The organism is uncultured Nevskia sp. (assembly GCF_903885465.1).
In the GTDB taxonomy this organism is placed as follows: Bacteria; Pseudomonadota; Gammaproteobacteria; order Nevskiales; family Nevskiaceae; genus Nevskia.
This window is the reverse complement of the sequence record NZ_CAISIQ010000339.1, coordinates 1-23,439: the sequence shown is the minus strand read 5'-3', so window position 1 is coordinate 23,439 and position 23,439 is coordinate 1. Positions and strand designations below refer to the sequence as shown.

Annotated in this window: 21 protein-coding genes; 1 reads left to right on the top strand and 20 read right to left on the bottom strand. The window is 63.6% G+C overall.

Annotated elements, in window-relative coordinates; translation table 11 throughout:
- Positions 1 to 2: 2 nt before the first annotated feature.
- The 7 genes from QZY06_RS13340 to QZY06_RS13310 form a co-directional block, all read right to left on the bottom strand.
- The gene (locus tag QZY06_RS13340) at positions 3 to 755 is read right to left on the bottom strand and encodes an HAD-IA family hydrolase (protein WP_295685231.1); all 753 of its coding nucleotides are present in this window, start codon (positions 753 to 755) and stop codon (positions 3 to 5) included.
- Positions 755 to 2,806, bottom strand: coding sequence for a transketolase (tkt, locus tag QZY06_RS13335; RefSeq protein ID WP_295685229.1), 2,052 nt, complete (start codon positions 2,804 to 2,806; stop codon positions 755 to 757). The genes QZY06_RS13340 and tkt overlap by 1 nt, the downstream gene beginning before the upstream one ends.
- Positions 2,807 to 2,840: 34 nt before the next feature.
- Positions 2,841 to 3,713, bottom strand: a complete 873-nt coding sequence (locus QZY06_RS13330) for a phosphoribulokinase (protein ID WP_295685227.1) — start codon at positions 3,711 to 3,713, stop codon at positions 2,841 to 2,843.
- A 60-nt stretch (positions 3,714 to 3,773) separates the two neighbouring features.
- A complete protein-coding gene (locus QZY06_RS13325; RefSeq protein WP_295685226.1) occupies positions 3,774 to 4,847 on the bottom strand; it encodes a class 1 fructose-bisphosphatase in 1,074 nt (357 codons plus the stop codon).
- 10 nt (positions 4,848 to 4,857) lie between these two features.
- Positions 4,858 to 5,760, bottom strand: coding sequence for a CbbX protein (gene cbbX, locus QZY06_RS13320; protein ID WP_295685223.1), 903 nt, complete (start codon positions 5,758 to 5,760; stop codon positions 4,858 to 4,860).
- An 80-nt stretch (positions 5,761 to 5,840) separates the two neighbouring features.
- A complete protein-coding gene (locus QZY06_RS13315) occupies positions 5,841 to 6,275 on the bottom strand; it encodes a ribulose bisphosphate carboxylase small subunit (protein ID WP_295685220.1) in 435 nt (144 codons plus the stop codon).
- Between the two features lie 16 nt (positions 6,276 to 6,291).
- Positions 6,292 to 7,785 carry a ribulose-bisphosphate carboxylase large subunit gene (locus QZY06_RS13310; protein ID WP_295685218.1) on the bottom strand — a complete coding sequence of 498 codons (1,494 nt, stop codon included), beginning with the start codon at positions 7,783 to 7,785 and terminating at the stop codon, positions 6,292 to 6,294.
- 105 nt (positions 7,786 to 7,890) lie between these two features.
- On the opposite strand from QZY06_RS13310, the gene QZY06_RS13305 reads away from it, so the two are divergent.
- Positions 7,891 to 8,841: a LysR family transcriptional regulator gene (locus tag QZY06_RS13305; RefSeq protein ID WP_295685215.1), complete on the top strand. Its 951-nt coding sequence runs from the start codon at positions 7,891 to 7,893 to the stop codon at positions 8,839 to 8,841.
- Here QZY06_RS13305 and QZY06_RS13300 read toward each other — a convergent pair.
- The 13 genes from QZY06_RS13300 to QZY06_RS13240 all read right to left on the bottom strand — a co-directional run bounded on the left by QZY06_RS13300 (position 8,826) and on the right by QZY06_RS13240 (position 22,543).
- Positions 8,826 to 9,740 carry an MBL fold metallo-hydrolase gene (locus QZY06_RS13300; RefSeq protein WP_295685214.1) on the bottom strand — a complete coding sequence of 305 codons (915 nt, stop codon included), beginning with the start codon at positions 9,738 to 9,740 and terminating at the stop codon, positions 8,826 to 8,828. The genes QZY06_RS13305 and QZY06_RS13300 overlap by 16 nt on opposite strands.
- A gap of 8 nt (positions 9,741 to 9,748) precedes the next feature.
- Positions 9,749 to 10,507, bottom strand: coding sequence for a phosphatase PAP2 family protein (locus tag QZY06_RS13295; protein ID WP_295685212.1), 759 nt, complete (start codon positions 10,505 to 10,507; stop codon positions 9,749 to 9,751).
- Between the two features lie 23 nt (positions 10,508 to 10,530).
- Positions 10,531 to 11,343, bottom strand: coding sequence for a metallophosphoesterase (locus QZY06_RS13290; protein WP_295685210.1), 813 nt, complete (start codon positions 11,341 to 11,343; stop codon positions 10,531 to 10,533).
- A complete protein-coding gene (locus tag QZY06_RS13285) occupies positions 11,340 to 12,257 on the bottom strand; it encodes a diacylglycerol kinase family protein (RefSeq protein WP_295685207.1) in 918 nt (305 codons plus the stop codon). The genes QZY06_RS13290 and QZY06_RS13285 overlap by 4 nt, the downstream gene beginning before the upstream one ends.
- 42 nt (positions 12,258 to 12,299) lie before the next feature.
- Positions 12,300 to 14,705 (bottom strand): fatty acid cis/trans isomerase, encoded by a 2,406-nt coding sequence (locus QZY06_RS13280; protein ID WP_295685204.1) that lies wholly within the window; start codon positions 14,703 to 14,705, stop codon positions 12,300 to 12,302.
- Positions 14,706 to 14,787: 82 nt separating this feature from the next.
- Positions 14,788 to 15,642: a quinoprotein dehydrogenase-associated SoxYZ-like carrier gene (locus QZY06_RS13275; RefSeq protein ID WP_295685202.1), complete on the bottom strand. Its 855-nt coding sequence runs from the start codon at positions 15,640 to 15,642 to the stop codon at positions 14,788 to 14,790.
- A gap of 1 nt (position 15,643) precedes the next feature.
- Complete coding sequence (locus QZY06_RS13270) at positions 15,644 to 16,591, bottom strand: quinoprotein relay system zinc metallohydrolase 2 (protein WP_295685200.1); 948 nt, start codon at positions 16,589 to 16,591, stop codon at positions 15,644 to 15,646.
- A 1-nt stretch (position 16,592) separates the two neighbouring features.
- A complete protein-coding gene (locus QZY06_RS13265; protein ID WP_295685198.1) occupies positions 16,593 to 16,964 on the bottom strand; it encodes a hypothetical protein in 372 nt (123 codons plus the stop codon).
- A gap of 58 nt (positions 16,965 to 17,022) precedes the next feature.
- Positions 17,023 to 17,943 (bottom strand): quinoprotein dehydrogenase-associated putative ABC transporter substrate-binding protein, encoded by a 921-nt coding sequence (locus QZY06_RS13260; RefSeq protein WP_295685195.1) that lies wholly within the window; start codon positions 17,941 to 17,943, stop codon positions 17,023 to 17,025.
- A complete protein-coding gene (locus QZY06_RS13255; RefSeq protein ID WP_295685193.1) occupies positions 17,940 to 18,341 on the bottom strand; it encodes a cytochrome c in 402 nt (133 codons plus the stop codon). The genes QZY06_RS13260 and QZY06_RS13255 overlap by 4 nt, the downstream gene beginning before the upstream one ends.
- 163 nt (positions 18,342 to 18,504) lie before the next feature.
- Positions 18,505 to 19,356: an S-formylglutathione hydrolase gene (gene fghA, locus QZY06_RS13250; protein WP_295685191.1), complete on the bottom strand. Its 852-nt coding sequence runs from the start codon at positions 19,354 to 19,356 to the stop codon at positions 18,505 to 18,507.
- Positions 19,356 to 20,465 (bottom strand): S-(hydroxymethyl)glutathione dehydrogenase/class III alcohol dehydrogenase, encoded by a 1,110-nt coding sequence (locus QZY06_RS13245; RefSeq protein ID WP_295685189.1) that lies wholly within the window; start codon positions 20,463 to 20,465, stop codon positions 19,356 to 19,358. Before QZY06_RS13245 ends, fghA begins: the two co-directional genes overlap by 1 nt.
- A 98-nt stretch (positions 20,466 to 20,563) precedes the next feature.
- Positions 20,564 to 22,543 carry a sigma-54-dependent Fis family transcriptional regulator gene (locus QZY06_RS13240; protein ID WP_295685187.1) on the bottom strand — a complete coding sequence of 660 codons (1,980 nt, stop codon included), beginning with the start codon at positions 22,541 to 22,543 and terminating at the stop codon, positions 20,564 to 20,566.
- Positions 22,544 to 23,439: the final 896 nt, after the last annotated feature.

Here is a 23,439-nt window from a genome sequence, read left to right as displayed (position 1 = left end):
TCTTATGGTTTGTGGGGGACGGATGGAAATCCGTTTGCAAGATTAACCGAGACCGCCCCGGTGCCGGAACAGGCATGGGCAACCTCGGTCAGGGTGTCGATGACGCGATCGGCGCCAGCTTCGGCCGCCGGATGCCCGCCGTTGTAGCCGTAAGGCACCATCCAGACGGTGATGCCGGCATTGCGGGCGCAGGCGACGTCGATCGACGAATCGCCGACCAGCAAGGTGCGTTCGCGGCTGCTGCCGAAGGCGGCCATTGCATGCAGCGCCGGTGCGGCGTCCGGTTTCTTCTGCGCCAGGGTATCGCCGCAGACCACCAGATCGATCAGCGCCGGCAGCGGCCCATCGGCCAGCAGCTGCTCGACGAAACGGGTTTCCTTGTTCGACACGATCGCGCATTTGACGCCGGCCGCGCGCAGGCTGACCAAGGTCGAAACCGTGTCGGCAAACGGCTGGCTCAGTGGCGCAAGCCGGCCGTAATGGTGTTCGAAGCGGATCAGCGCGGCATCGATGTCGGCTTCGCGCTTCTCGGCCGTCGTGCTCGCCGAAGCCACCGTGTCATAAGCCTTGGCGATGGTCTGGCGAACGCCGTGGCCGATGAAGAAGCGCACGGCATCGGTATCGGCCGGCGGCAAGCCCTGATCGGCAATTGACAGGTTCACCGCCGCCGCGATTTCCGGTGCTGTTTCGAGCAGGGTGCCGTCGAGATCGAACAGCACCGCATCGAACGGACGGTCGGTGGCGATGACTGTCATCAGTTGGTCGACAGTTCGACGGCCGGCGTTTCGACGTTGGCCTCGACCACCCGCTGCGCCGCTTTGGTGACCGCAGCGGAGGTGATGCCGAAGTAGTCGTACAGCGCCGGTGCCGGTGCCGATTCGCCGAAGCTGTTCATGCCGACGAAAGCGCCATCGAGGCCGATGTACTTCCACCAGCTGTCCGAGGTCGCGGCTTCAACGGCCACGCGCGGGATGTTTCGCGGCAGCACGCTGGCCCGGTAGGCGGCCGGCTGGCGATCGAAGACGTCGGTCGACGGCATCGACACCACGCGGGCACCGATACCGAGCGCAGCGAGCTGCGTCTGTGCGGCCATCGCCAGCGACACTTCCGAGCCGGTGGCGAGCAGCAGCACGTCGAGATTCAGCTCCGGCTCGCTGAGCACGTAGCCGCCGCGGGCGATCAGGTCTTCGCCGTCCTCGCCATGCTTCTGCTGGGCCAGATTCTGGCGCGACAGCAGCAGCGCCGATGGGCCGTTGTGACGCTCGAGCGAAGCCTTCCAGGACACCGCCGTCTCCAGCGCATCGCAGGGACGCCAGACATCGAGGTTCGGAATCGCGCGCAGTGCAGCCGCGTGCTCGACCGGCTGATGGGTAGGGCCGTCTTCGCCGAGGCCGATCGAGTCGTGGGTCAGCACGTAGATCACCCGCTGCTTCATCAGCGCGCTCATGCGCATGCCGTTGCGCATGTAGTCCGAGAACACAGCGAAGGTGCCGCCGTACGGGATGAAGCCGCCGTGCAGGACGATGCCGTTCATGAGCGCGGCCATGCCGAATTCACGAACGCCGTAGCTGACGTAGTTGCCGATCGCGCCGACGGTGTGGAACGAGGCGCTGGCCTTCGCCGCGGTCAGGTTCGAACCGGTGAGATCGGCCGAGCCACCGAGCAGTTCCGGAATCTTCGGCACCAGGGTTTCGAGCGCGACCTGCGAGGACTTGCGGGTGGCGACGGGCGCGGTCACGGCGCGTGCAGCGGCGAGCAGTTCCTGCGAGGTCTTCAGCCAGTCCTTCGGCAGATAGCCGCGCTGGGCGCGGGTGAATTCTTCGGCCTCGGTCGGGAAGGCGGCGGCGTACTTCGCGAATGCGGCATTCCAGGCGGCTTCCCTGGCAGCACCGGCGGCGCGGGCATCCCAGGCGGTGCGGATGTCTTCGGGAATCTCGAACGGGCCGTATTCCCAGCCGAGTGCGGCGCGGGTGGCGGCGACTTCGGCGGCGCCGAGCGCAGCACCGTGCACTTCCTCGGTGCCGACCTTGTTCGGCGAGCCCCAGCCGATCTTGGTGCGGCAGATGATCATCGTCGGTTTCGCGGTCTGCGCCTGCGCTTCACGGTTGGCGGCATCGATGGCCGCCACGTCGTGGCCATCGATCGGGCCGACCACGTGCCAGCCGTAGGCGCGGAAGCGGGCGGCGGTATCGTCGCGGAACCAGCCTTCGACGTGGCCGTCGATGGAGATGCCGTTGTCGTCGTAATAGGCCACCAGCTTGTTCAGGCCGAACACGCCGGCCAGCGAGCAGGCTTCATGGCTGATGCCTTCCATCAGGCAGCCGTCGCCCAACAGCACGTAGGTGTGGTGGTCGACGATGGTGTGGCCGTCGCGGTTGTAGCGGGCGGCAAGCATCTTTTCGGCGAGCGCCATGCCGACGGCATTGGCGATGCCCTGGCCGAGCGGGCCGGTGGTGGTTTCGACACCGGGCGTGATGCCGTATTCCGGATGGCCGGCGGTCTTCGAATGCAGCTGGCGGAAGGCCTTCAGCTCGGCGATCGGCAGGTCGTAGCCGGACAGGTGGAGCGCTGCGTAATGCAGCATCGAACCATGGCCATTGGAAATCACGAAGCGATCTCGATCCGGCCACTTCGGGTTGTTCGGGCTGTGCTTGAGGTAATCCCGCCACAGCACTTCGGTGAGATCGGCCATGCCCATCGGCATGCCGGGATGGCCGGACTTGGCGGCTTCGACGCCATCGATGGCGAGGAAGCGGATGGCGTTGGCAAGCCGGCGACGGTCGGCTGCGGTCAGGGTCTGGGTCATGGCGATTTCGGAAGTGTTGTGGGTCGCGTCAGGGTCAGGCGCGGCGCTTCTTGTCCATCAGACGCAGGATCATCGGCGTGAAGATCATCTGCATCGCGAGCGACATTTTGCCACCCGGACAGACGATGTTGTTTGGCCGGGTCATCATCGAGCCGGCCAGCATGCTCAGCAGGTACTGGAAATCGATGCCTTTCGGGTCGGCGAAGCGGATCACCAGCATGCTTTCATCGGCTGTCGGGATGTCCCGGGCGATGAACGGATTGCTGGTATCCACGGTCGGCACGCGCTGGAAATTGACGTGGGTGCGCGAGAACTGCGGGCACAGATGATTCACGTAGTCCGGCATCCGGCGCAGGATGGTTTCGACCACCGCTTCCTGCGAGTAGCCGCGCATGTTCTGGTCGCGATGCAGCTTCTGGATCCACTCCAGGTTGATGATCGGCACCACGCCGATCAACAGGTCGGCGTGCTTGGCGACGTTGTGCTCGTCATCCTTGTAGCCGCCATGCAGGCCTTCGTAGAACAGCAGGTCCGAACCCGGTTCCATGTCGGTCCAGGGCGTGAACGTGCCCGGATCCTGCTTGTGGGGCGCGGCTTCGTCGGCGTCGTGCAGGTACTTGCGGACCTTGCCCGTGCCGGTCGCGCCGTAGGTCTTGAATAGCGTTTCCAGTTCGGCGATCAGATTGGCGCCCGGTCCAAAGTGACTGAAGTGGGTATTGCCCTTGGCTTCTTCGTCCTTCAGCTGCGCGCGCATGCCTTTGCGATCGTAGCGATGGAATGAATCGCCCTCGACCACGCCCGGCTTGATCTTTTCACGCCGGAAGATGTGCTGGAACGCCTTCATTACCGTCGTGGTGCCAGCTCCTGAGGAGCCGGTCACCGCGATCACCGGATGTTTCACAGACATGGTGTGTCTCCCCTCTGGAGGACGCCGGGCACTCGGTGGTGCCCATAGGTTTTGTAGAAATCAGACTTCGGAGCGATACAGCGAGCGGTCCTTGAACAGGGGCGAGGCATAGGGACGGTCGGCGCCGCTGTCGTGTTCGGCGTGATAGCGCTCGATGCGCTCGACTTCGTTCTTCGAGCCGAGGATCACGGCGATGCGCTGGTGCGCGGAATCCGCGGCGTGATCGAGGATGGCGCCACGGCCGTAGCTGGCCGCGCCGCCGGCCTGCTCGACGATGAAGCCGATCGGATTGGCTTCGTACAGCAGGCGCAGACGGCCGACCTTGGCCGGGTCCTTGGTGTCGCGCGGGTACATGAATACGCCGCCGCGCATCAGGATGCGATGCACGTCGGCCACCATCGAGGCGATCCAGCGCATGTTGAAATCGCGACCGCGCACACCGGTCTTGCCAGCCTTGCATTCCTCGACGTAACGAGAGATCGGCGGTTCCCAGAAGCGCTCGTTCGAGGTGTTGATCGCGAACTCGCTGGTGTCCGGCGGAATGCGCAGGTTCTCGTGAGTGAGGATGAAGTTGCCGATCTCGCGATCGAGCGTGAACGCGTGCGTGCCCTTGCCAACGGTGATCACCAGCATCGTCGCCGGTCCATAGATCGCGTAACCGGCAGCAACCTGGCGGCGGCCTTCCTGGAGGAAATCCTCGACCGTCGGCGGCGCGTCCTTGTCATGCACCAGCACCGAGAAGATGGTGCCGACCGACACGTTGACGTCGATATTCGATGAGCCATCGAGCGGATCGAAGTTCAGCAGGTAGCGGCCACGCTTGAACTCGGCCGGAATCTGGATCGGCTCTTCCATTTCCTCCGAAACCATGCCGGCAAGCATGCCGCCCCATTCACAGGCGTCGATCAAGGCGTCGTTCGACAGCACGTCGAGCTTCTTCTGAATCTCGCCCTGAACGTTGGTGTTGTCGATGGCGCCATGGAAGCCGCCGAGCGCGCCTTTGGCGGTCATCGCCGCGATCGACTTCACCGCCGCTGCCACGTCGACCAGCAGGCCGGCGAGCTGGCCGTTGTCGTCCAGTTCGTGCAGCTGCTCGATCAGAAACTTCGACAGCGTGGTTCTTCCGAGATACATGGCGCGTCCCTCAGGGTGGTGCAGCGGTGTCGGCGTCGAACACGCGGGACGCGAGGATATCGGACGCAACCAACGTGCTGAGATCTTGCGCGGTGACATTCAGCTCGCCATCGCCGACGCCGGCGAACAGGCGGTTGGCCTGACGCAGCCGGGCGCGGTCCAGCGCATTGCGCACCGAGCGGGCGTTGGCGAAATTCGGCTGCTTGAGCCGCCGTTCGATGTAGTCGCCCATGGCAACTTCGGCGTCGCCATCGAAACGATAGTTCATGGCGCCCACCATCTTGCTGGCGATCGACAGCAGTTCCGGCTGAGAGTAATCGGGGAAATCGATGTGATGAGCGATCCGTGACGACATGCCGGGGTTCGAGCTGAAAAAGGTATCCATCCGGTTCTTGTAGCCGGCCAGGATGACCACCAGGTCGTCCCGGTTGTTCTCCATCACCTGCAACAAGATTTCGATCGATTCCTGACCATAGTCGCGCTCGTTTTCCGGCCGGTACAGGTAATAGGCCTCGTCGATGAACAGCACGCCGCCCATCGCCTTCTTCAGCACTTCCTTGGTCTTCGGCGCGGTATGGCCGATGTACTGGCCGACCAGGTCATCGCGAGTCACCGACACGACATGGCCTTTGCGCACATAGCCGAGACGATGCAGGATTTCTGCCATCCGCAGCGCCACCGTGGTCTTGCCGGTGCCGGGATTGCCGGTGAAGCACATGTGCAGGCTCGGCGGGCTCGCTTCCAGCCCCAGCGCCTTGCGGGCACGGGTCACGGCGAGATACGCGGCGATCTCGCGGATACGCCGCTTCACCGGTGCCAGGCCGACCAGTTCACGGTCGAGTTGGTCAAGAACCTCGGAGACGTTCGAATCACGAACGATCGCCTGGAGGTCAACGGTCTGGGTATTGTCCACGGTTGCCTCCGCTTGAAATGCTGCCTGTAATGGGGATCACCTCGGCCGGCTCGGCCGAGGTGATCCCCTGCTTCATGGCTTCAATACCGCTCGCCTTCGCCCTTGTCGGTGGCGTAGGAGTGAATGGTGTAGCGCACCGAACGGCCTTCGGTTTCCTGGCGAACCAAGCCGAAACCCGGCTCCTTCGCAGGACGGTTGACGATGTACGACATGGTCGGTGACTCGACACCACGCGTGGCATCGAAAGCGGTGACGCGGATGTAGTGGTCCGGAAACGTCTTGCGTGCGCTGTTGATTTCCATCAGGGCGCCGGCGGCGTCCTTCAGGTCGAACATCGGGTTGCCGAACATTTCCCAGTAGGTGTTGCGCGGATGCGGATCGTCGGTGTACTCGATACCGATCGACCAGCTTTTGTTCAAGGCATATTCGATCTGCGACGTGATCTGGGCATCGGTCAGTTCCGGCAGGAACGAGAACTGCCCCTGAGTCACGCGCTGATTGGTGTTGGTCATCATGATGGTTTCTCCTGGCTCAGACGCTGGCGGTGGCGGTCGGTGCGTAGTCGGCGGTATCGGTCGACTCGTAGTTGAAGCTGACATCGCCCCAGACATCGAGCGCCTGCTTCAGCGGCGTGCACCAGCGGCCGGCGTCGCGAAGAATCTGCGGGCCCTCGTTCCAGATGTCGCGGCCTTCGTTACGGGCCATGACCATCGCTTCGAGCGCCACGCGGTTGGCCGTCGCACCAGCCTGGATGCCCTGCGGATGGCCGATGGTGCCGCCACCGAATTGCAGTACGACGTCATCACCGAGGTAGGTCAGCAGCTGATGCATCTGGCCGGCATGGATGCCGCCGGAAGCCACCGGCATGACCTTGTTCAGAGAGGCCCAATCCTGCTCGAAGAACAGACCGGTCTCGAGGCTTTGCGGCGTGTGCGTTTCGCGCAGCGTGTCGTAGAAGCCCTTGATCATCAGCGGATCGCCTTCCAGCTTGCCGACCACCGTTCCGGCGTGGATGTGATCGACGCCGGCCATGCGCATCCACTTGCAGATCACGCGGAAGTTCATGCCATGGTTCTTCTGGCGTGAATAGGTCGAGTTACCGGCACGGTGCAAGTGCAGGATCATGTCGTTCTTGCGCGCCCACTTGGCCATCGACTGGATCGCGGTGTAGCCGATCACGAGGTCGATCATGATGATGACCGAGCCCAGCTGCTTGGCAAACTCGGCGCGCTCGTACATCTCTTCCATCGTGCCGGCGGTGACGTTGAGGTAATGGCCCTTCACTTCACCGGTCGCGGCGGATGCCTTGTTGACGGCTTCCATGCAGTACAGGAAGCGATCACGCCAGTGCATGAACGGCTGCGAGTTGATGTTCTCGTCGTCCTTCATGAAGTCCAGACCGCCCTTCAGGCCTTCATAGACGACGCGACCATAGTTGCGGCCCGAGAGGCCAAGCTTCGGCTTGGTGGTGGCGCCGAGCAGCGGACGGCCGAACTTGTCGAGACGCTCGCGCTCCACGACGATGCCGGTGGCCGGGCCCTGGAAGGTCTTCAGGTAGGCGACCGGAATGCGCATGTCTTCCAGACGCAGCGCCTTCACAGCCTTGAAGCCGAAGACGTTGCCGATGATCGACGCGGTGAGGTTGGCGATCGAGCCGCCCTCGAACAGATCGAGGTCATAGGCGATGTAGGCGAAATGCTGCTGTTCGGTCTTGGTGCCGGGTCCGGTGTTCGGTACCGGGTCGACGCGAAAGGCCTTGGCGCGATACAGCTCGCAAGCGGTCAGGCGATCGGTCCAGACCACGGTCCAGGTCGCGGTCGAGGATTCACCGGCAACGGCGGCGGCGCATTCGTCGGCCGGCACACCTTCCTGCGGCGTGATGCGGAACATCGCGATCACGTCGGTATCTTTCGGCACGTAGTCGGGCTGCCAGTAGCCCATCTGCTTGTACTTCAGCACGCCAGCGGCATAACGCTTCTTGCCGTCGGTGATCTGTTTGTCATCGCTGGTCATTGCATCGTTCATCGCGTCTTCCTCTTGGCGTTGGCTGTGCTTCGATGGGGAGGAAGGTACGGCTCACATCAGTTAAGGTAAATTCACGATATCTGCATCGTTGAATAAGGTTTTCTGATGTTAAACCTCAGCCTGCGCCAGCTTCGAACCTTTGCTACCGCGGCTCGCCACCTGAGCTTTGCCCGCGCGGCCGAAGAATTGCATCTGACCGCGCCGGCGGTGTCGATGCAGATCCGCGATCTGGAGACCGCGATCGGCCTGCCGGTGTTCGAGCGCAGCGGCCGTTCGATGAGCCTGACCACCACCGGCGAGTACCTGCTGGTCTACGCCCGCCGGGTGATCGCCACGCTCAAGGAAGCTGAGGACACCATCGCCCGCCTGCGCGGCGTGCAGGCCGGGCGGATCACGGTCGGCATGGTCGGCACCGCGCAGTACTTCGTGCCGCGGCTGCTGGCGCAGTTCCGCAAGGACTATCCGGGCGTCGACGTGCGGCTCACGGTGGGCAATCGCGATCAGCTTGATCGCCAGCTGCACGATCGCGAGATCGATCTGGCGATCATGGGCCGGCCGCCGCGCGAACTCGCTGTGCGCGCCGAAGCGTTTGCGGCGAATCCGCTGGCGGTGATCGCGGCCGTCGATCACCCGCTGGTCGGCAAGAAAGCGATCCCGCCGGCGCGGCTGGATCGCGAGCTGTTCATCGTCCGCGAGAGCGGTTCAGGCACCCGCGCGGCGATGGAAGCCTTCTTCAAGGAACAGCGCATCGCGCCGCCGGCGATCATGGAAATGGACAGCAATGAAACGATCAAGCAGGCCGTGATCGCCAATATGGGCCTGACCCTGCTGTCGCTGCACACACTCGGTCTGGAGCTGCAGGCCGGGCAGCTGGTAGTGCTCGATGTCGTCGGCCTGCCGCTGCGGCGCGCCTGGCATGTGGTCAGCCTTGGCGCGCTGAGCCTGTCGCCGGCGGCGGAAGCGTTCCGCTACTTTGTGCTGGAGCGAGGTGACGCGATGCTCGAACAGCTGTTTGGCCAAGCGGCGATCACGTCGGGCGATCACCTGAACTCCTGATCCTCGAGCTGGCGATACAGGTACTGCACGTTCTGCGGGTGAATGAGGTCGTACTGCTGCCAGCCTGCGAACTCCGGTAGACGTACGCGGGCCGAGGCTTCGAGCAGGCTGGCACCGCGTTGATATTCGCTGCGCACGGCAGCGTCGATCTGCCGCAGATAGCGCTGCATCGCATCGATCTGGCGCAGATCGCCGACCGGCCCGAAGCCCGGCACGATGCGCTTCAGCGGCAGCTGGCGCAGCGCTTCGAGCGCGGTGATCCAGTTGACGACGCGGGCATCGCGCAAGCTGGGAATGCGCTGACTGGCGATCAGGCCGCCCGCGAACAAGATGCCGGACTGGCGATCAAATACGGCGAGCGTGCCTGGAGTGGTGGCTTGGCCACCGTCGATCAGCGTGACTTGGCGCCCGCCGAGATCGATCGGCGCACGAACGTCGATATCCCGGTCCGGCGTGATCAATACCGTGCCCTTCATCAAGCCGCCGGGCAGCAGTTCGCGCAGATGGGTCAGGCAGTTCTCGCAGCGCTGCCGCATCAGCTTCGCGGCATCCGGCGAGGCCAGCACCGGCACGCCGTGGGCTCGGAAAGCGCCGGCACCGAACAGGAATTCCTGGATCGGCTGGGTCAGCAGCAGCGCTACGATCGGCTTGTTGCTGCGCGTCGTCCAGGCTGCATGCAGCCGTTCGCCGTGGACCTGCGACACGCCGCTGTCGATCGCCAGTGCGCCACGGTTGCCGACGATCAGCCCGCTGTTGGCAATCTCGCCACGGTTGGCCGGGACGATCGCGTCATGGCTGCCGAGATCGGCGAATACGCCGTCGGCCAGCTTCACGGTTTCCGCAGTAGCGATTGCCGGTAGCAAGGCGATCGCGAGGACCGCCGTCAACAGGATCTGCAAGCATCGGCTCATGCTCGACAGACCTGCCGCTGCCGCAGCCGTTCTGCGACGACGATGCAAAGGCTCAGCCACGCGGCTGCCGACGCGAAGCCGGCAATAACGTCGCTGAAGTAATGCACCTGCAGCAGCACCCGGCTGAAGCCGATCAGCAGGATCAGGGTCGTCGTTCCGATCAGCAGCGGCAGCCGTGCCGGTGCCGGCAGCCAATGCAGCAGCAGCCAGGTCAACATGCCGTAGACCGCCAGCGAACCGGAGGCGTGGCCGCTCGGAAAGCTGTAGCTCGGTTCAATCACCAGGCCATGGTCGTAGAGCGGCCGCGCCCGCTCGAACGACAACTTCAGGGCGCGATTCAGCAAGCCATTGCCGGCAGTGGCGATCAGCCAGGCGCCCAGCTCCAGCCAACGTCGACGCAGCAACAGCGCCAGCGCCACGCCGATGACGACTGCCAGCAAGGTCATGAAATTGCCAAATTGCGTGATCGCGAAAATGGCCTGCAGCATCGGCCGTGAAATGGTTCTGCGCAGCTCGTTGGCCAGCAAGGCATCGAAGATGCTGATGCGGCTCAGCAGGCTGGCCACGATCAGAAACAACACCAGTGCCAGCACTGCGACGCCCAGGCCGACGATCGTCAACGGCCTGGCATTCACCGAGGCCTGATAGCGCAACGCTCGCTGCCACAGCAGACGCGTGAAGAGGCCAGCCGCGACGATCAGGCCAGCCAGCAAGGGCAGGGCGTTGGCGCCAATGAACTGCGCGAGGGCGGGCATCGCGGGCTGGAACGATCGGCCGATCAGTGCAGCGGGCGGCGATCGAGCGCGAGTTCGGTGATCGAGCCAGGCGCAAAGCGCTGCTGATCGGCATCGTAATCCCAGCGTTCGACACTGCATTTCGCAGTGCCCGGCTGATGGCGAATCAGATTGACCGAGTTCGGCGCGCCGGACCGTGTGCGCCGCGAGACCGCCGTGCCGGCCTGTACGGCAAAGATTTCGCGCGGCAGCTGATGGACTTCCTGCAGCGCTTGCGTGAACGGCAGATGGATGTGGCCGCCGAGGATCAGATCGGCCCCGGCCGCCGACCAGACCTGCATCGCCGCACGACGGCCATGCAGCAGGTTGTGCTCGTCCTCGACATGCTGCACGTGCACCGGCTGATGGGTGACCACCAGCTTCAGCCGCGAGGCCGGGCTGCGCAGCAGGCGGCGGCGGACCCGCTCGATCTGCCGCGAAGAAACCTTGCCGTCGACATGCCGAAAGCGGCTGGTGGTGTTGACGCCGATGATCAGCACCGCGTCGTCCTCGTAATCCGGTTCCAGTTCCCGGCCGAAGGCGCGACGCAGATTGCGGTACGGCACGAACAGCCGCTGCCAGACCTCGAACAGCGGAATGTCGTGATTGCCCGGCAGGATCAACTTCGATCGCGCTGCCAGCGCATCAATGAACTTGCGCGCGGCAACGAATTCCGGCGTCCGGCTGCGCTGCGTGATGTCGCCGGACAGGATCGCCACATCGGGCTGCTGCTCGCGCGCCAGTTGCAGCAGCGCTTCGACGACTTCGGCGCGCTCGGTACCGAAGTGGGTATCGGACAGGTGCAGCACCAGGCTCATGCTGCGTTGTCTTCCGTGGCCGGCGTCAGCGGCACCATTAGCAGCAGCGGCGTCGGCGACACGCAGAACACCAGCGGCACCGGCAGCCGCGTGACTTCGCCGTCCATCGCCACCTTGTAGCTCCTTCGCCGACTGCGACGATGCGGGCGCACGGTGAGTTTCTGCAACGCGACGCTGATCACCTGATCGGCTTCGCCAAGGCGGCCGAAAGCCCCGCGCAGCATCAGGCCGATCATCGCCAAGGTGCTGACTGGTTTCGGCGCGATGGCGACCAGATGGTCGTGAGCGAGCGCAGCACCTTCGGCGATGCCGATTTGCTTGAACTGCAGCGCATTGTTGCCGACGAACAGCGTCGGCGTGCGGAGCTTGCGGGTCTGGCCTTCGGCTTCGATCTCGATGCTCAGCTGCCGGCGATTGCGCAGCACGCTGACCAGGCCGGCCACCGCCGCGATCAGCCGGCTGCGGCCGAAGCGCTGCTTGAAGGCTTCACGATCTTCGAGCAGTTGCGGATAGAGACCGAGGCTGGCGTTGACCAGGAACAGGCGGTCGTTGACCAGACCGACCTGCACCGGCTGCGGCGTGGCTGTCAGCAGCGCTTCGGTGGCGATCCGCGTGTCCTGCGAGATGCCGTGCTCGCGGCCGAAGTAGTTGAACGTGCCCTGCGGCAGTACCGCGAACGGCTGACCGCAGCCGAGTGCCGCCTGGGCCACGGCATTGATGGTGCCGTCGCCACCGGCAGCGACGACGATGCCGTCCTGCGCCTTGGCCAGTTCGACGGCGCGCCGTGCCAGGCCGGGAATATCACTGCCTTTCTCGGCGAGCAGCAGTTCGTGGCGGCGGCCGGCGCTGTCGAGCACTTCGCGGATGATGGTCTGCGTTTTGTTGGTGTCGCTATGTCCGGAACCTGCGTTCATGACGATGAAGCACGGCTGCTGCTGGGCTTGATTCACGAGCGATCAGAGATTTTCAAAGCGATTCATATCCAGGATTCCCGCTTCCAGCGGCTCGGTTTCGCGCTGGTACTGGGAAAAGTCGTTGAAGACCGCCCAGAAGTCCGGATGGGTGCGGCGCAGGCCCCATTGATCGACGACCTTTTCCAGGCTTGCCTTGTCGGTAGCCGCCGACAGCGCTGTGACGAAGCTGTCGAGCTCGGCCATCGGCACATCGAAGGCGAAGTTCGGATAGTTGCCGTAGACGCCGGGCATCACGCTTTCCGTGTCGCGCTCCGGCTGCAGGCGGCCCTCCTCGCCCATGATGAAGGCGACATTGCTGTGCGCGCGGTTGTGGACCAGCGAATAGACCAGCCGCTGCTTGTCACCGCGGATGCGCAGCAGCACCACTTCCGGCAGCAGGGTCAGCACCGGCAGGGTCTTGCCGGTGGCCTGTGCCAGCGGCCGCAGCGCGCGATTGGCGGCCTGGGTCATCGCCGAGCTGTCCGGCAGCTTGCAGTCGCCGCGCGCACAGCGGTTGATGACGTCGTCCGGCCCCTTGACCTTGCGCAGCGCCTTCAGAAGCTGGTCGACGTACGCCGCTTTCGCCGCTTCCACGCCGATACCCGGCTTGAATTTCAGCTGGGTCGGCCGCTTGTCGTCGATGTCCGGATAGGTGGTGAACAGCTTCACCCGGCCGCCGTCCTGATACCACTGGTGCAGCAACGGATTGCGAAGCTTCGGCGGCAGGAAACGCAAGAAATCGGTCTCGCCGTCGTTGCGGATCAGGTCGAAATACAGGCGCGTCTGCAACTGATGCGAGACGTTGCCGAAGACATCGAAATTGACCACCAACTCATAGAAGGTGCGCTCGAACAGCGGGTAATCCATCACCCAGAGGGTTTCCGGTATCGCGCCGATCAAGCCGTTCTTGACGAAGGCGTTGTCGTGGTGACGGAAGACGGTCAGCAGCGCGTCACGATTGGTACCGTCGCCATCCCAGATATCAGTGATCGACGCGCCCTTCGGCATCTTCTTGCCATAGGCCTCCTGGCGCAGCCGCACGTAATCGTTGCGCTGGTTGCGATAGCTGGCCCATTCGGTGCCGGCCTTGATCAAGCTCGAATCCTGACCGGCGACATCGAGCAGCGGCGACACCTTGTTGCGATAGGCGGCGTCGTTGACGTACAGCTCGCGCGACGGATCTTCGAAGCTGACCCAGAACTGGTCGCGGATCACGTCAGTCGCCGCCTGGCCGGCGCAGACCGGGCCGCGTATGAAGGTGCGGACGAAGAACTGCGCTTCGTCGAGCATGAACTGGTAGCGCGCCTTGGCCGGGATCGGATCAAAGGTCAGGAACGGATTGGCGCGGGCTTCCTTGTCGTGTTTCTCGTGCTCCGGTTTCGGCGGCACGGTCCAGGCGTCCTTCAGGAACAGGTCCTGGAAGTGCGCCATGCGGCGCGCATCGAGCCCGTAGGTGATGTGGTTCTTCTGGACGATGCTTTCGGTCAGGATCCGCAGCCGGTAGTGGAACGGGCCGTCCGGCGCCTGATTCGGCAAGCGGGTGGCGACCGGCACGATCGGCTCGCCCGATGGCGTGCGCGAGCGCAGCAGCTCGTAGAAGTGCGGCGTCTTCTCGCTGGTGAAATGCAGATGGGCAGTGAACAGGTGCTCGTAGAGATAACGCGCGACCAGCTGCTCGCGATCACCTTCGCGATTCAGCCAGTTTTCCCACTGCGTGATCTGCTCGGCTTCGGCGGCGCTCGGCTGCACCTCGTTCGGCTCGACGACTGCGCCCTGAGAAATCCAGGTGCTCAGCGTCTGGTACTCGGGCTCGGTCAGGCCGGTCACGGCCAGCGGCATGCCTTCACGCGGATGCTTCTTGGCAAAGCTGTCGTACTCGTCGAGGGTCGGGCACTGATTGACTCGCGCAAAGCCGAGTTGCAAGTCCTCCGGCAGCCGCTGGTTCGGCGGCCAGCTGTGTTCGCGACCCATTGCCAGCGCGCGCTGCAGCAGCGACGACGGCACCTGATTCTTGCCCTCGGTCTGCAGCACCGGCTGCACCGAATAGAAGCCTTTCTGGCGCCATTCGCCGACGTTCAGGGCGTCGATGCCCAGGCGGGTGGTGGGGATACGTTCGAGCCGCGTGCCGTCGTAGACCGCCAGCTTGCTGGCACCGCGCTCGACGCCGTCGGCGCTGGTCAGCTTCAGCTGGCAGGGCGCATCGAAGCAACCATGGCAGGCGGCGCACTTGCTATCGAAGATCGGCTGTATGTCTTTTGCGTAGTGGTAGGTCTGGACGACCGCCACAGGCGCAGGCAAGGGCTGTTCGCGAGGAACGATGCCTGAGCAGGCCAGCAGGGCGAAGGTTGCGGCACAACAGATCGCGCCGACGCCATACCAGCGGCGGCGAGGTGTGGAAATGAGCGACAAGGGACGGTTCCGGGGCAAGTTGGCGTGATCGTATCAGGCTGATCACGACGATTTGCAGTGGCTGACCGGTGCCGCCCGGCGATTAGCGGGTGGTGCTGGCGACGCCGCCGAGCTTGAAGGCGACCTCGCTGCTGAAGCTCAGGTCCTTGGTGTCGACCACGTCGGCGTGCAGAGCGCCATCGCCGCTGGGCAGGAAATAGAAGCGGAAGTTGGGGTTTTCGCTGATCGAGAAATCGATGTCGGCGCTCAGCACCAGCTTGTCGCCGTAGCGGACGCTGAGCTTGCGCACGTAGTACGCCGGCTCGTAAAGGCGGCTGACCTGATCGAGCACCAGCCCAGACGCGTTGGGATGGCTGATGGCGAGTTGCACGGCCGCCGGCTTGCCGGCTTCGAGCGGACCATCGACCCTGAACTTGATCCGACCGGCGTTGCGCAGCGCTTCCTTCGGATCCTTGCCGGCCGGCGCCGAGCAGCCGCCGGATGCCTTGACGTAGTGGCTGGCCATGTACAGCGAGCCATCGTTCAGTTCGGCGATCGCCCGCACGTCGGTGTATTGCTCGATGCGGATGCGCGTCTCGATATCGGCCCGGCCGCTGTCCGGCGTCAGCTCGAACACGGCGGCGATCGGCGAGGGGTTGTTGTCGACCAGCAGATAGAGCTTCTGCACGTAACGGGTCGGCGACTGCGCGATCTTCGTGCGGATCGCGATCGGCACCGTCGACGCATCCTCGGCGCGGTTCGGCGCCTCGAGCACGATGATCTCGCCGGCGTTCTCGTCGATCGCCCGGGTGCCGAACAGGCTGTTGCGAACTTTCGGCCAGATCGGCGCAGCCGAGGCTTGCGGGGCAGGGTCCGCCGGTGCCGCGAAGACTTGCGGTGCGAAGGCGGCTATCAGGCCGGCCAGGGCGACACGCTGCCAGTACTGGAACAGGAACATGTCAGTCCTCCCACTCGAGTTCGGTGTAGACCGCTGTCACGTTGCGGCGGTGATAGTCGTTGAACAGCAACCATGCTTTCTGCGGCGGCTGATTCCCGAGAGTGTCGACAGTCTGCGCCAATGTGGACCTGGCTTTCAGTGCAGCTCGAACGCTGCTTACGAGCTGATCCAGATATTGCTGCTGCGGCCCGAAAGCGATGTCGGCGTCGTGCTGGGCCGGGCCATGACCGGGAATCAGATGAGCCGGCTTCAGGGCGCGCAGCGCCGCCATCACTTTCAGCCAGCCAAGGGCGCGGCCATCGACCACCGGGATTCGATCGACGAACAACAGATCGCCGGTCCAAAGCGTTTGCGTCCGCTCGTCGAGGACGGTCAGATCGTTGTTGGTGTGGGCCGTCGGCCAGGCTTGCAGGCGGAGACGCCGGTTGCCGAGATCCAGCGTTTCACGGTCGCTGACCAGCAGCGTCGGCGAGGCGCTGCCGCTGCCGTCGGCTGCAGCGCCGAGCGTGCTTTCAAGCTTGGCGAGAAAGCCGTCGCGTCTTGCCGCCAGCGCTGCCGGATATTCGCCATGGGCGACGAAAACCGTGGCCGGGTCCTTGAACGCGGCATCGCCGAAGCTGTGATCCGGATGGACGTGGGTGTGAATGAGGTAGCAGACCGGCTTCGCGGCGGCTCGGCGGATGGCGTCGCGCAGTGCGGTGCCGATAGCCAGGCTACCGCCACTGTCGATCACCGCCACGCAGCGATCACCGACGATGTAGCCGATGTTGGCGATATCGCCACCATTGGCGGCCGTGGCGTCCTGCTGCTGGCCACGGTGAACGTAGATCCCCTCAGCGACCTTTTCGAGGCCGAAGTCAGGCGCCGCTGTCGCTTGTGTCAGCAGCGTGCCAGCCAGCAGGACGGTCGACGCCAGCGTCGATTGCCATCCGGCCTGCGGCTGAGTCATCTCAACTGACGAAGCAGGACTTGCGCGCCTTGCCGAGCAGATCACGGAACTGGTCGGCCAGTCCCTTGGCAACGCGCTCGTTGCGAATCACCTGGCCGCGCTCGCCGGCGATCGTCGAGGCATAGAACGCCGTCGAGGCTTCGACGTAATCCTCGTAAGGAAGATCGACGGCCAGCTTGTCGATCACGCAGGAGCACTTGTAGACCATTTCCTGCGGCGGCTTGTCGGCGTTCTCGCGCTGGCACATGTGCACGAACTCGACGCGGTCGACGGTCGGGTAATCATTGACGGCGGCAGTGGCCGCATACGGTGCGGCAATAGCCAAGGTCAGCAGTGCGGCAGACAGCGTGCTGCTCAGCTTGCGGGTGGTCATGGTGGAGTCTCGATAAGGATTCGGGCAACGGCCGCCCGGAAAGGGCGGGAACGCAGATTCAGTTTGCAGCCGCTGCCGCAGGTGGCGCCGGAGGCAGCATCGGCACTCCGTAGTCGTTCAGGATCGCGTCGATCTTGCTCTGATTGCGGGTGATCAGATCGTCGAGCGTCTGCTTCAAAGCCTTGTCGGGAATGCGCACCGCCATCGCGATCTCGAAATCGAAGCGCACGTTGTGCTCGGACTGCATCGGCAGCACCAGCAGATCGGCTTCCGGATAGCGTTTCGCGTAGTAGCCGGCAATCGGCCCCCAGACGATCACGGCGTCAAGCTTGCCGGCAATCAGATCGGCTTCGATGATGCCGCCGGAACTCTGATCCGGATCGGCCACCAGCACGCGATACGGCACGCCGATGTCGAGCAGACCGCGCTTGGCCATCCAGTCCGACGCCGGCGACTTGTCGATGACGCCGATCTTCAGCTTCGCCAGTTTCTCCTGCGGCAAGGCCAGGAACTGTTCGACGGAGGTGACCCCGGCCAGCGCCTTGCCACGCGGGAACGCCATCGCGTAGGTCGAGCGGTAGTAAGGCTTGGTCGATGCCGTGCCCTGGCTGAAGCCGGCGGGCACGTCCATGACGATGTCGCAGGGGTAATCGTCGCCGGGCAGCTTGAAGCGCAGCGTGTTGCGAATGAAGTTGAAGCGGGCGGGGTAGTCGAAGGCTTGCACCTTGACCCCGAGATCAGCCGCAAACAGCTCGGCGATCTTGTCTTCGAAGCCTTCACCCTTGAGGTTCTGGAACGGCAGATTATTCGGGTCGCGACAGATGCGGAACGCTTTTTTCTCGGCATCCTGTGCTTGCACTGGCATCAGGAAGCTGGCCAGCAGCAGCGCCACAGTGGCGACTACCGCAGGCCGGGTGTTCCGGACTGCCACGATCAACGCGCCGATCCGGGAACCGCCGACCTGCGGCAGCGGGATCATTCGATGCCCGTCACTTTGGCAGCAGTGATCTTGCCGTCGGAGCGGCCTTTCAGATACGCGTAAAGCGCATCCATGTTGGTCATCACGCCCGGGTTGGCCGACCAGCTGGGCATGCCTTTCTCAAGGCGGCCCTCGGCCAGGGTTTTGACGAAATCATCCTTGCTCAACACTTTCAGGCTTTCGATCAGCGACGGCCCAACCATGCCTTCCTGATTTGCGCCATGGCAGCGGTCGCAGGCTGCAGCGCGCCAGGTCTTGAAGCCCTTGAGCGTGTTGGGATCGACCTTGGTGCCATCGACGACGGTGTACAGCGGCGCATCGGCTGCTGACGCCGTGATGATCGCTCCGCCGGTCAGGCCGGCTGCAGCGATCAGGGATAACAGTACGCGGTGCTGCATGTTGAATTCCTCCAGATAGTAATTGCTCGCAGGACTGGTATGCGTGGCTGGCGCTGAACCGGTCCTTAATTCCCGTTGGTTCCCTTGGGGGGCTGACACCGGTGCCGATGAGCGGCGCTCGGCACGGTGCCAATGGTTTTTCTATGTGCTGCTGATGCGGCTGTTACGAGAGGCCGAGCTGACTGGCGTGGTGTGCCAGATGATCGGCCATGAAGCTTTGAATGAACCAGTACGAGTGGTCGTAGTCGGCATGCAGCCGCAGGCTCAAACGTTGTCCGGAAGCACGTGCCGCCGCGTCCAGATTTTCCGGCTTCAGTTCGCGATTCAGGAAATTGTCCGCCAGTCCCTGATCGACGAGAAGCAGGCCGGGGTAGGGATTCTTCCTGATCAACAGACTGGCGTCGTACTGCTCCCAAGTAGACGCATCCGCGCCCAGATAGTTTCCAAATGCTTTCTGGCCCCAGGGCACGGCGACCGGGTTGGAAATCGGCGCGAATGCCGATACCGATTGCCAGCGTGTCGGATTGCGCAGCGCAGTCACCAGTGCGCCGTGGCCACCCATCGAATGGCCGAAGATGCCGCGCTTAGCCCCAATGATCGGGAAGTTGGCTTCGATCAGCGCCGGCAGCTCTTCGTTGATGTACGAGCCCATCCGGTAATTCTTCTTCCAAGGCTCGTTGGTGGCATCGAGATAGAAACCGGCGGCCAGGCCAAAGTCCCAGCTATCCGCTTCGCCCGGCAGATTCAGACCGCGCGGGCTGGTATCGCAGGCAACGAGTGCCAGACCGAGTTCCGCGGCGATGCGCTGCGCGCCGGCCTTGATCAGGAAGGTTTCTTCGGTGCACGTCAGGCCGGCCAGGTAGTACAGCGCCGGCACCTTGCGGTGCGCGGCCTGCGGCGGCAGATAGACGCCGAATTTCATCGGCGTGCCTGTCTCGGTGGAGGCATGGGTGTAGAAGCCCATGCGCCCGCCGAAACAGGCCTGATCGCTGCGCTTTTCGATCGCTGCCGTCATCAGTAGAGCACCACGCCGCGAATCGATTCACCGCGGGTCATCAGATCGAAGCCTTCGTTGATCTTTTCCAGCGGCATCGTGTGGGTGATCAGATCGTCGATATTGAGCTTGCCGTCCATGTACCAGTCGACGATGCGCGGCACATCGGTGCGGCCCTTGGCGCCGCCGAATGCGGAACCGATCCAGCGACGGCCGGTGACCAGCTGGAACGGACGGGTGGAGATCTCGGCGCCGGCCGGTGCCACGCCGATGATCGTCGACATGCCCCAGCCCTTGTGGCAGCACTCCAGCGCCTGGCGCATCAGCTTGACGTTGCCGGTGCACTCGAAGGTGTGATCGGCGCCGCCCTTGGTCAGTTCGACGAGGTAGGACACGAGGTCGCCCTGAACTTCCTTCGGATTGACGAAGTGGGTCATGCCGAACTTGCGGGCCATGGCTTCGCGGCCCGGGTTGATGTCGATGCCGATGATCATGTTGGCGCCGACCATCTTCAGACCCTGGATCACGTTCAGGCCGATGCCGCCGAGGCCGAACACGATGCAGTTGGTGCCGTACTCGACCTTGGCAGTGAACAGCACGGCACCGATGCCGGTGGTCACGCCGCAGCCGATGTAGCAGATCTTGTCGAACGGGGCGTCTTCACGAACCTTGGCGACGGCGATTTCCGGCAGCACCGTGTAGTTCGCAAACGTCGAGCAGCCCATGTAGTGCAGCACCGGCTTGCCCTGGAAGCTGAAGCGGCTGTTGCCGTCCGGCATCAGGCCCTTGCCCTGGGTGGCGCGAATCTTCTGGCAGAGGTTGGTCTTGCCGGACAGGCAGTACTCGCACTCGCGACATTCCGGCGTGTACAGCGGAATGACGTGATCACCCTTCTTGACTGAAGTAACACCGGGGCCGACGTCGACGACGATGCCAGCACCCTCGTGACCGAGGATCACCGGGAACATGCCTTCCGGGTCATCGCCGGACAGGGTGAATTTATCGGTATGGCAAAGGCCAGTGGCCTTGATCTCGACCAGCACCTCACCAGCGCGCGGGCCATCGAGTTGCACGGTTTCGATCGACAGCGGCTTGCCGGCTTCGAAAGCAACAGCGGCGCGGACATCCATGATTCAACTCCTTTTCTTTTTTGGGTTGGGGTAGGGCTAGTGGCCCGATGAAGCGAGTCAGTGACCTGTTCGATGACTCTCGACTGAGGCGTTGCGGTCTATGCACCGCCTTGGGGTGCGGCTTCGCGAAGTTCGCGACGGGTGATGCCGTGCCGGAACATCTTCCGGTACAGCGTTTTGCGGCTGACGTGCAGTTGCACGGCTGCGGCGCTCACGTTCCAGCGGCAGCTTTCCAGCACGCGGCGCAGGGCATCGCGTTCGGCATCGCCGAGCACGTCGTCGCCATCAAGATCGGCAAGATCCGTCGGGCTTTGCGCGGTAAGTGCATGCGAAACGCTGGCGCCGAGCCATTCTTCGTTGAAATCGGCCATGGTCAGGCAATCGCTTTCGCACATCGCGATCATCGTGCGCAGCACATTGCGCAGTTGCCGGATGTTGCCCGGCCACGGTGACTGCAGTAGCCGCCGCATCACGGCGTCATCGATATCGATCGGCGTGCGATCGCGGGATTCTTCGCGGATCAGGCTCAGCACCAGTTCGCGGCTGTCCTGGCGATCACGCAGCGCAGGCATCCGCAGCGCAAGGCCATTCAGACGGTAGTAGAGATCTTCGCGGAAGCGGCGATCACGCACCTGCTGCATCAGGTCGCAGTGGGTGGCGCTGATGATGCGGATGTCGACCGGAATCGCTTTCGAGCCGCCCAGCGGCATCACTTCACGATCCTCGATCACCGACAGCAAGCGCACCTGCAGCGGCAGCGGCATGTCGCCGATTTCATCGAGGAACAGCGTGCCGCCATTGGCCTGCACGACTCGGCCCGAATGACCTTCGCGCGTCGCGCCGGTGAACGCACCGGCCTTGTAGCCGAACAGTTCGGACTCGATCAGCGTTTCCGGAATGGCCGCGCAGTTGACCGTCACGAAGGCCTTGTCGGCACGGCGGCTGGCAGCGTGGATCGCTTTCGCGAAACAGCCCTTGCCGGTGCCGGTTTCGCCCAGCAGCAGCACCGGGATATCGCGATCGAGCACGCGACGAACGATGCGGATGTTGTTCGCCATCTGCAGGTCGCCCTGTTCCAGCGTCGCCAGCGGACCGCAAGGCAAGGGTGCCGGCGCTTCGATCGGTTCGCGCCGCGCTTCGCTGCGGGCATCGCGTTCGGGTGGCTGAATCGCGCTCCAGAGCTTGGTCTGCGAACTGCGTGCCACCAGCGGCGCCGCACGGAAGGCGCGGCGCGCGGCAAGCTGCATCTGCGTCGACATGGTGGTGTCGAAGATCGCTTCCAGCGCCTGGCCGCACAGGGCTCGATGGTGGGAAAGGCCGAGCAGTTCGAGCGCGCTGCGGTTGGCACCGACGATCATGCCGTTGTCATCGAAGGCGACGATGCCTTCGCCCGGCGTGGAAATGAATTCCGCCTGGCGATGGAAGCGCAGCATGTAGTGGCGCTTGCAGGATTCCAGCAGCGCCCGGTTCTCGATGTTCTGCGCGGCAATCTCGACCAACGCCAGCGTGTGCGTCTGCGAGCGGCTGAAGCTGCCGGAGATATCCAGAGCAGCTACGACTCGGCCCTGCATGTCGAAGATCGGCGCTGCCGAGCAGGTCAGCTCGGTGTTCTGAGCGAGGAAGTGCTCGTTCTGATGAATGATCACCGAGCGCTGCTCGACGATGCAGGTGCCCATGCCGTTGGTGCCCAGCTCGCGCTCGCTCCACACCGCACCTTCGCGCAAGCCGCTGCGCTTGGCGGTGTTGGCAAAACCGGGATCGCCCACGTAATGAAGGATCACGCCATCCTGATCGGTCAGCATGATTCCAAAATCATTCTGCTGAAGCCGATTGCGCAGGCCCAGCAATTCGATTCTGGCGATCGACAGCAAAAGGCCATGCTGTTCGCGTCGCGCCTGCAATTCGGGGCGATCGACGACAGTAGCTTTCTTGGGGGTCAGGGGATCGAGTGCGTAATTCTCGATACACCGTGTCCATGAATGACGAACCAGATGATCGATCTCGGACGCCGGGGCGATGCCCTGAACGGCCAACTCGACCAGGCTGGCGTGACGCGCCGCTTTTTGCGTGGTCAGCATGTGTTCCTCCTTGCGCGCCGTCGGATCCGTAGATCCGCAGTCTTTATCGTCTTGGTGCTCGTGCACCTTGCGAAACGCGTCAGAGGAAAAATCATCCGGGACAGCGGGCAGCGAGACACCGAGCGACGGAAGACTACCCCCGTCAGGTGCGCGGTACAACAATAGGTTTCCGGGTGCCGGAACCCTTGGAGATGCAGGCTTGAAGGGGTCTGACGGAAGGTCCTGACGCCGCCCCGGAGTCGCCATCCAGTAATCCGGAGCGAGCTGGCGCGCGAGGTCCTGATCGACTCGCAACTCTGCGGCGCTGCGCTTGCGATTCGGGTCTGCAGCCGGCGGATCGACGCTGGCCTGCCCAGTTGGATTCTTGCGACTGCCACGCTTCTTCACGAGGGCCGCACTCCACTCGATCGCCCACGCAACAGCAGCGTCTCCACTGCGTCGATTCGCAGTGGAGACATCAACCGGCAGAGGCGATGAGCGTCAAGCAACATGGCGGGGTGCGAGTATCGGACGGTCTTGGGCGTTCTTCTGAATCGCCCTTCGATGCCTCGCATTGCAGATCGCGTGCCATCGTGGCGATCATGTTGCAGTGCTAAATAGTCAATGAAAACAATACTGAAAAGAACGCTTGATCGGGGTTCAAGGCGCGCTTTGCAGCGCCTGTTTCGATATTGACCCAGTGCTGTGCGCAGCGTGCGCGGAGGTCGCTGGAAGGCAGCTTCAGGATTTTCCTTCGCTGATCCTCAGCATGGTGGTGATGGCCGGTGCGGGCACACTGCCGGCGGCCGCTGCCGTGCTGGTGCGAATTTCGTAGACGCCACCCGGCACCGATGTGGAGAAGGTGAAGACATAGGTCTTGCTCGCAAACTGACCGAAGCGCTCCTTCAGTGAATCGT